Consider the following 8,868-nt stretch of genomic DNA (forward strand, 5'->3'; position numbering starts at 1 on the left):
TTCGCGTTAGTTCTTATCAACGAGACGGGCAGGCCTTGATCTGCCGTCCGACTATTGCCTTTGAGGGTCGCCTGACATGGAGCGTCTGATACGCTTTTTTGCCGCATTGACCCGCTGGGGCCTCGGCCTGTGCGCCTTGCTGCTGGTATTGGCGGCGGTGTACGTGAGCCTGGGCCGTGAATTGACGCCGTTGGTGGCGGAATACCGTGGCGAAATCGAGGCCAAGGCGCGTATTGCGCTGGATATGCCCGTGAACATCGGCAGCCTGGAAGGGCGCTGGAGTGGCTTCGCGCCGGTATTGTTGGCTCACGACGTGATGGTCGGCGAGGGCAGCAGCGCCCTGCGCCTGGACCAGGTGCAAGTGGTGCCGGATATCTGGGCCAGCCTGCTGGCGCGTGAAGTGCGCATTGCCCACCTGGAAGTCAGCGGCCTGCAAGTCAGCGTGAAGGAAGACCAGGACGGCCACTGGGCGCTGCAAGGCCTGCCGGTGCAGGATGACCAGCCGCTGGATCCCGAACAACTGCTGACGCGCATGCAAATGGTCGGGCAGGTTTCATTGCTCGACAGCCAGGTGACGCTGCAGCCGTTCGACCAGGCTCCGCTGACCTTGACCTATGTCGGCGTGAGCCTGCAGACCGGCGCCAACCGCCAGCGCCTGGACGCGCGCCTGACCCTGCCCGACGGCCAGCCCCTGGCGTTGAACCTGCGCACCCGAATCCGCGCCAGCCAGTGGAAAGACGGCGAAGCCGAGGCTTACCTGAGCTTGCCCCAGAGTGACTGGGCAAAATGGATCCCGGCAAAACTGACCCAGCAATGGAAACTTACCGAACTCAAGGCCGGCGGCGAATTCTGGCTGACCTGGGCCAAGGGCACCGTGCAAAGCGCCGCCGTGCGCCTCAACGCCCCGCAGCTCAAGGGCAGCTATGCCGATCGCAAGCCGACTTATATTGAGAACCTGGCCCTCACTGCGTACCTGCAACGCAGTGACAGCGGCCTCAAGGTGCTGTTTGACTCGCTCGCAATGAACCTCGGCGACACCCGCTGGGAATCGCGCCTGCAACTGCAGCAAACCCTGGCCACCGACAAGGCCCAGGAAGTCTGGAACCTGCAGGCCGATCGCCTCGACCTGACGCCGATCACGCCATTGCTGCACGCCTTGGCACCCTTGCCGGAAGCCGTGGCCACCACCCTGGATCATCTGAAGGCCACCGGCACGCTGCGGAACGTGTTGCTGGATTATCGGCCTCAAGACACCACCGACCAGCGCGTGAGCTTCGCGGCCAACCTCGACCGTATTGGTTTCGACGCTTACTTCGGCGCGCCGGCCGCCCGCAATGTCAGCGGCAGCATCAGCGGTGACCTGGGCAAGGGTGAGCTGCGCATGGACAGCAAGGATTTCTCCTTGCACCTGTTTCCGATCTTCGCCAAGCCCTGGCAGTACATCCAGGCCAACGCCCGCCTGACGTGGAAGCTCGACAAGGAAGGCTTCACCCTGATCGCGCCGTATATCAAGGTGCTGGGCGAGGAGGGCAAGGTCGCCGCCGACTTCCTGATTCGCCTGCATTTCGACCATAGCCAGGAAGACTACATGGACCTGCGGGTCGGTATGGTCGACGGCGATGGCCGCTTCACCCCCAAATACCTGCCGGCGGTGTTGAGCCCGGCACTCGATGAGTGGCTGCGCACTGCGATTCTCAAGGGGGCAGTGGACGAGGGCTTCTTCCAGTACCAAGGCTCGCTGAACCACGACGCACTGCCTGCCTCGCGCAATATCAGCCTGTTCTTCAAGGTGCATGATGCCGAGCTGGCATTCCAGCCGGGCTGGCCGCACGTGAGCAAGGTCAAGGGTGAAGTGTTTGTCGAGGAAAGCGGCGTGCGCATCCTGGCCAGCAAGGGCCAGCTGCTCGACACCAAGGTCAATGATATCTACGTCAACATTCCCCACGCTCCCGAAGGCAAGGATAGCAACCTGCTGCTCACCGGCAACTTTGCCGGTGGCCTGGGCGATGGCCTGAAAATCCTTCAGGAAGCGCCGATCGGCACCGCCTCGACCTTCGCCGGCTGGAAAGGCGAGGGCGACCTGCAAGGCAAGCTGGACCTGGATATTCCCCTGGCCAAGGGCGCCGATCCCAAGATCGTGGTGGATTTCAAGACCGACAAGTCCCGCCTGCAACTGGCCGAGCCTACGCTGGACCTGAGCCAGCTCAAGGGTGATTTCCGCTTCGACAGCGCCAAGGGCCTGAGTGGCCAGAACATCAGCGCCCAGGCCTTCGACCGACCGATCACCGCGCAGATTTTCGCCGATGGCAAGCCAGGCGACCTCAACACCCGCGTCACCGCGAAAGGGCAGGTGACCGTCAAGCGGCTGACTGACTGGCTGAAGGTCAGCCAGCCGTTGCCGGTGTCCGGCGATATCCCCTACCAATTGCAGCTCAACCTCGATGGCGCCGACAGCCAGTTGATGGTCAGCTCCAACCTCAAGGGCGTGGCCGTGGACCTGCCGGCGCCGTTCGGCATGCCGGCGAGCCAGGGCCGCGACAGTGTGTTCCGCATGACCTTGCAGGGTAAGGAGCGCCGTTACTGGTTCGATTATGGCGAGTTGGGCAGCTTCACCTTCGCCGCCCCGGCGGACAATTTCGCCGACGGCCGGGGTGAGCTGTTCCTGGGAGATGGCGATGCGGTGTTGCCGGCCGGCAAGGGCTTGCGAATCCGCGGCGTGTTGTCGGAGCTGGATATCGACCCCTGGAAAAAGCTCGTGGACCGCTACGCCGGCAACGACCCGGGTGGCAGTGCCAAGCAGTTGTTGAGCGGGGCCGATTTCAAGGTCGGCAAGCTGACCGGTTTCGGCACCCAGTTCGACCAGGTCAGCTTGCAGCTGGACCGCAAACCCGCTGCCTGGGGCTTGCAGTTCGACAGCCAGCAGGCCAAGGGTACCGTGGGGTTGCCGGACGCCAAGGGCGCGCCGATTGCAGTCAACCTGCAGTACGTGAAGCTGCCTGCGGTGGATCCGACCGTGCAGGCGGATGAAAATGCGCCGGACCCATTGGCTGATGTTGATCCCAAGGATATTCCCGCGCTGGATATCTCGATTGCCCAGTTGTTCCAGGGCCCGGACCTGGTAGGTGCCTGGTCTCTGAAAGTTCGTCCGACCACCAGGGGCATGGCGTTCAACAGCCTGAACCTGGGGCTCAAGGGCATGGTGCTCCAGGGTGCCGGCGGTTGGGAAGGTGCACCCGGTGCCAGCAGCAGTTGGTACAAGGGCCGCCTCGATGGCAAGAACATTGGCGACGTGCTCAAGGGCTGGGGATTTGCGCCGAGCGTGACCAGCGAAGATTTTCACGTGGACGTGGACGGCCGCTGGCCGGGTTCGCCGGCCTGGGTAGGTCCCAAGCGTTTCTCCGGCAGCCTGGACGCCAGTTTCCGCAAAGGCCAGTTTGTTGAAGTGGACGGCGGTGCGCAGGCCCTGCGGGTGTTTGGCTTGCTGAACTTCAACTCCATCGGTCGCCGGCTGCGCCTGGACTTCTCGGACTTGCTTGGCAAGGGCTTGAGTTATGACCGGGTCAAGGGCTTGCTGGCCGCCAGTAACGGCGTGTTTGTAACCCGTGAGCCGATCACCATGACCGGCCCGTCGAGTAACCTGGAGATCAACGGCACCCTGGACCTGGTGGCTGATCGCGTCGATGCCAAGTTGCTGGTGACGCTGCCGGTCACCAACAACCTGCCGATTGCTGCATTGATCGTCGGCGCGCCGGCCATTGGCGGGGCGCTGTTCCTGATCGACAAGCTGATTGGCGACCGTGTTTCGCGTTTCGCCAGCGTGCAGTACAAGGTAGAAGGCCCGTGGAAGGACCCGAAAATCACCTTCGACAAGCCATTTGAAAAGCCAAACTGAGTACCTGTGGAGTAGCATGGCCGCATGCCTTTTCTGGAGTGTGGGCCCATGTCCTTTGCGGTAATTCAAATGGTCAGCCAAAGCGATGTGCTGGCCAACCTGGCTCAGGCTCGGCGCCTGCTGGAGCAAGCGGCGGCGGGCGGTGCAAGGCTTGCGGTACTCCCGGAAAACTTCGCCGCCATGGGCCGTCGCGATGTGGCCGATATCGGTTGCGCCGAGGCCTTGGGCGAAGGTCCGATCCTGCCATGGTTGAAACAGACCGCCCGCGACCTCACCTTATGGATAGTGGCCGGCACTTTGCCGCTGCCCCCAAAGGATCAGCCGAACGCCAAGTCCAATGCCTGCTCGCTGCTGATCGATGATCAGGGCGAAATCGTTGCCCGCTACGACAAGCTGCACCTGTTCGATGTCGATGTGGCCGATGCCCGGGGTCGTTATCGTGAATCCGATGACTATGCTCATGGTAGCCAGGTGGTCGTCGCGGATACGCCGGTCGGCCGCCTGGGGCTGACGGTGTGTTACGACTTGCGCTTCCCGGAGCTATACAGCGAATTGCGCGCTGCGGGTGCCGAGTTGATCACCGCGCCCTCGGCCTTTACAGCGGTAACCGGCGCCGCGCACTGGGATGTGCTGATCCGTGCGCGTGCCATCGAGACCCAGTGCTACCTGCTGGCGGCCGCCCAGGGTGGCGTGCATCCGGGGCCCAGGGAAACCTTCGGGCATGCAGCGATCATCGACCCATGGGGGCGCGTGCTGGCACAACAGGATCAAGGCGAGGCGGTGTTGTTGGCCGAACGCGATAGCAGCGAACAGGCGTCGATACGGACGCGCATGCCGGTGGCGGGCCACCGGCGCTTTTTCTCGCAGGGCGCACAGCGACCTGCTTCAGAACGATGAATTTAAGGCCAAACCTATGAGCGAGTTGTTGTCCTCAGTCAGTGAACACCTCCTGGCGCCTGGTGGCGTGACCATCGAAAGCTTGCAAACGGTCCTCGGCGATCTGGCCGGGCCAGGCATCGACGCGGCCGACCTGTATTTCCAGGGGCAGATTTCCGAGTCCTGGGCCCTGGAAGACGGGATCGTCAAGGAAGGCAGCTTCAACCTCGACCAAGGCGTGGGTGTGCGTGCGCAGTCCGGTGAAAAAACCGGCTTTGCCTACAGCAACGCCATCACCCTGGAAGCCCTGGGGCTGGCGGCTCGTGCAGCGCGTTCGATCTCCCGTGCCGGGCAAAACGGCACGGTGCAGGCGTTCAGCACCCAGGACGTGGCCCAGCTGTATGCCCCGGATAACCCATTGGAAGTGATCAGCCGCGCCGAAAAGGTCGAGCTGCTCAAGCGTGTGGACGCGGCGACCCGTGCCCTGGACCCGCGTATCCAGCAAGTCACCGTAAGCATGGCCGGGGTGTGGGAACGCATCCTCGTGGCCTCCACCGATGGCGGCCTGGCGGCGGATGTGCGGCCGCTGGTGCGCTTCAATGTCAGCGTGATCGTCGAACAGAATGGCCGTCGCGAGCGCGGTGGCCATGGCGGCGGTGGGCGTACCGACTACCGTTATTTCCTCACCGAAGACCGCGCCATGGGGTATGCCCGTGAAGCGTTGCGCCAGGCCCTGGTCAATCTGGAAGCAATTCCGGCCCCGGCGGGTACGTTGCCGGTGGTGTTGGGCTCTGGCTGGTCCGGCGTGTTGCTGCATGAAGCGGTGGGCCACGGCCTGGAAGGTGATTTCAACCGCAAGGGCAGTTCCGCCTACAGCGGGCGCATGGGCGAGATGGTTGCGTCCAGGCTCTGCACCATCGTCGATGACGGTACCCTGGCCGGGCGTCGCGGTTCGTTGAGCGTCGATGACGAAGGCACCCCGACCGAGTGCACCACACTGATCGAAAACGGTGTGCTCAAGGGCTACATGCAAGACAAGCTCAACGCGCGCCTGATGGGCGTGGCCCGCACCGGTAACGGTCGTCGCGAGTCCTACGCGCACCTGCCGATGCCGCGCATGACCAACACCTACATGCTCGGCGGCGAAAGCGATCCGGCCGAAATCATCGCCTCGGTGAAACGCGGCATCTACTGCGCCAACCTCGGTGGTGGGCAGGTGGACATCACCAGCGGCAAGTTCGTGTTCTCCACCAGCGAGGCGTATTTGATCGAAGACGGCAAGATCACCGCGCCGGTCAAGGGTGCAACGTTGATTGGCAACGGCCCGGAAGCCATGAGCAAGGTTTCGATGGTCGGTAACGACCTGTCGCTGGACAGCGGTGTGGGGACGTGCGGCAAGGATGGTCAGTCGGTGCCGGTGGGTGTCGGCCAGCCAACCTTGAAAATCGATGCGATCACCGTGGGTGGCACGGGGTCGTAAGAGCGGGAGCTTCGGGTGGCGAAGGCCGCCACCCGGGGAAGAGGGTCAGCGCAGGCCGCGTTGACTATCGTCCAGCTCACGGATGTATTTGAAGATTTTTCGGCTGGAGGCCGGTGGCTTGCTTTGCGCCAGTTCGTGCTGGGCCTGACGGATCAGGGAGCGCAATTGTTGGCGATCGGCATCCGGGTACTCGATGACGAACTTCTCCAGTACCGCGTCATCGCCAGCGATCAGGCGATCACGCCAGCGTTCCAGGTTATGGAAGCGCTCGTTGTACTGGCGAGTGGAGGCATCGAGTTGATCGAGCAACGTCAGAATGGCGTCAGTGTCCTGGTCGCGCATCAGTTTGCCGATGAACATGAGGTGCCGTTTACGCGCGATATTCGCGGTGTGCTTGGGCGCATCGTTCAGAGCCCGGCGCAGGGCGTCGGTCAATGGCAGTTTTGCACACAAGTCAGGCTTGAGTGTTGTAAGGCGCTCGCCGAGGTCAACCAGAGCATGCAGCTCGCGTTTGACCTGAGATTTGCTTTTCTCCCCATCGAGGGAGTCGTCGTAAGAATCAACCATGGTGGCAGTCCGCAAAGAAACGCCGCCATGATAACCAGTCGGGGGCCGCTTGTCCGGCCCGGTCGCTAGAAGGCCTCAACCGAAAGCAGAATTTGAGTGGAGAAAACCATGAGTGCAGCCCAAAGCGTCGGTCCGCAAGCGTTACCGGCACTGCAGGAACAAGTCGAGCAGATCATTGCCGAGGCCAAGCGCCAGGGGGCCAGTGCCTGTGAAGTGGCGGTGTCCCTGGAGCAGGGGTTGTCGACTTCGGTGCGCCAGCGGGAAGTGGAAACCGTCGAATTCAACCGCGACCAGGGGTTTGGCATCACCTTGTACGTGGGCCAGCGCAAGGGCTCGGCCAGCACTTCTGCCAGCGGCCCGGAAGCGATTCGCGAAACTGTTGCAGCAGCGCTGGCGATTGCCAAGCACACCTCCGAAGATGAAAGCTCCGGCCTGGCTGATGCAGCCCTGATGGCTCGGGACTTGAAGGATTTTGACCTGTTCCATGCCTGGGACATCACCCCGGAGCAGGCTATTGAACAGGCTTTGACCTGTGAAGCGGCGGCATTCGATGCCGACAGCCGGATCAAGAACGCCGATGGCACCACCTTGAGTACTCATCAGGGTTGCCGCGTATACGGCAACAGCCACGGTTTTATCGGCGGTTATGCCTCGACGCGTCACAGCCTGAGCTGCGTGATGATCGCCGAAGCCAACGGCCAGATGCAGCGTGATTACTGGTACGACGTGAACCGCCAGGGCGAATTGCTGATGGACCCGGTACTCATCGGCCAGCGTGCCGCGCAGCGTGCTGCCAGCCGCCTGGGCGCGCGCCCGGTGCCGACCTGTGAAGTGCCGGTGTTGTTCTCGGCGGAACTGGCCGGTGGTTTGTTCGGCAGTTTCCTTGGGGCGATTTCCGGCGGCAACCTGTACCGCAAGTCGTCGTTCCTGGAAGGTGCGATTGGCCAGAAGCTGTTCCCGGAATGGCTGACCATCGATGAGCGCCCGCACCTGATGCGCGCCATGGGCAGTTCGTCGTTTGACGGTGATGGCCTGGCCACCTATGCCAAGCCGTTCGTCGAGAACGGTGAGCTGGTGTCCTATGTGCTGGGCACCTACGCCGGTCGCAAACTCGGCCTGCCAAGCACCGCCAACTCCGGTGGCGTACACAACCTGTTCATCACCCATGGCGATGAAGACCAGGCGGCGCTGTTGCGGCGCATGGGCCGTGGCTTGCTGGTCACCGAGTTGATGGGCCATGGCCTGAATATGGTCACGGGTGATTACTCCCGTGGTGCGGCGGGTTTCTGGGTGGAAAACGGCGAAATCCAGTTCGCCGTGCAGGAAGTGACCATCGCGGGCAACATGCGTGACATGTTCAAGCAGATTGTCGCGGTGGGTAATGACCTGGAACTGCGCAGCAACATCCGCACCGGTTCGGTGTTGATCGAAAAGATGACCGTCGCCGGCAGCTAATCCGCCGACAGGCGCCATAAAGAAGGCGCGCCACCCATTGGGTGGCGCGCCTTTTTTTGTGCCTGGAATTCCGAGTGACTCCCTCAGGCTCTTGTTTTGATTCTCAATATCATTTAATAATAAATATCATTACCGAATGAGTGTGGATCATGAGTTCTGTCCTGCATGAGGATCCCTACCTGGAAAGCTGGCGTTGGATGAGTCGTCAGATTCGTTGCGGCCTTGCTCCCGACGAGCCCCGCCTGATCGAACATTATCTTGCCGAAGGCCGGTACCTCGCCTGTTGCACTGCGACCCACCCGTGGACCATCGGCGAAACCTCATTCCGCCTGCTGCTGGACACCGCCTCCGACATCGCCTTGCCCTGGCACTGGCGGTCCATGTGCCTGGACCAGGCCTGGCGCCCGTTGCGCGACCTGGAAAAACTTTCCCACTGTGCCTGCCGCCTCAAGCGCTGGCAGACCTTTGCCTGGCAATTGGCGACCTGCGAATTGCTGCCTTCCATTTCTGTTTCTGACCTGGTGCAAGGATCTTCCGATGATTAGGGTCGACCATCACTTATTTCCTGTGTCGCGCCGGGCCTGCAATTGCGCAGGGC

General features: G+C 62.2%; 6 protein-coding genes. 5 read left to right on the forward strand and 1 reads right to left on the reverse strand.

Going from position 1 to position 8,868, the window contains the following annotated elements:
• The first annotated feature begins 76 nt into the window (after nucleotides 1-76).
• Genes HX786_RS02040 through tldD form a run of 3 tightly spaced genes read left to right on the forward strand, consistent with a single transcriptional unit; the run spans nucleotide 77 to nucleotide 6,248 of the window.
• Nucleotides 77-3,892 carry a YhdP family protein gene (locus HX786_RS02040; protein WP_178911664.1) on the forward strand — a complete coding sequence of 1,272 codons (3,816 nt, stop codon included), beginning with the start codon at nucleotides 77-79 and terminating at the stop codon, nucleotides 3,890-3,892.
• A gap of 48 nt (nucleotides 3,893-3,940) precedes the next feature.
• Nucleotides 3,941-4,789 (forward strand): carbon-nitrogen hydrolase family protein, encoded by an 849-nt coding sequence (locus HX786_RS02045; protein ID WP_178911665.1) that lies wholly within the window; start codon nucleotides 3,941-3,943, stop codon nucleotides 4,787-4,789.
• A 16-nt stretch (nucleotides 4,790-4,805) separates the two neighbouring features.
• Entirely contained in the window at nucleotides 4,806-6,248 is a 1,443-nt protein-coding gene (tldD, locus tag HX786_RS02050; RefSeq protein WP_003216090.1) for a metalloprotease TldD, read from the forward strand.
• Between the two features lie 45 nt (nucleotides 6,249-6,293).
• On the opposite strand, the gene yjgA is transcribed toward tldD, so the two are convergent.
• Nucleotides 6,294-6,815, reverse strand: coding sequence for a ribosome biogenesis factor YjgA (yjgA, locus tag HX786_RS02055; RefSeq protein ID WP_003216092.1), 522 nt, complete (start codon nucleotides 6,813-6,815; stop codon nucleotides 6,294-6,296).
• Between the two features lie 108 nt (nucleotides 6,816-6,923).
• Between yjgA and pmbA the strand changes: the two genes are divergently transcribed.
• Both pmbA and HX786_RS02065 read left to right on the forward strand, forming a co-directional pair.
• Nucleotides 6,924-8,270 (forward strand): metalloprotease PmbA, encoded by a 1,347-nt coding sequence (gene pmbA, locus HX786_RS02060; RefSeq protein WP_003216094.1) that lies wholly within the window; start codon nucleotides 6,924-6,926, stop codon nucleotides 8,268-8,270.
• Nucleotides 8,271-8,419: 149 nt separating this feature from the next.
• Nucleotides 8,420-8,815: a FagA protein gene (locus HX786_RS02065; protein WP_178911666.1), complete on the forward strand. Its 396-nt coding sequence runs from the start codon at nucleotides 8,420-8,422 to the stop codon at nucleotides 8,813-8,815.
• The last annotated feature ends 53 nt before the right edge of the window (nucleotides 8,816-8,868 follow it).

Source organism: Pseudomonas sp. 21615526, assembly GCF_013386245.1.
GTDB lineage: Bacteria > Pseudomonadota > Gammaproteobacteria > Pseudomonadales > Pseudomonadaceae > Aquipseudomonas.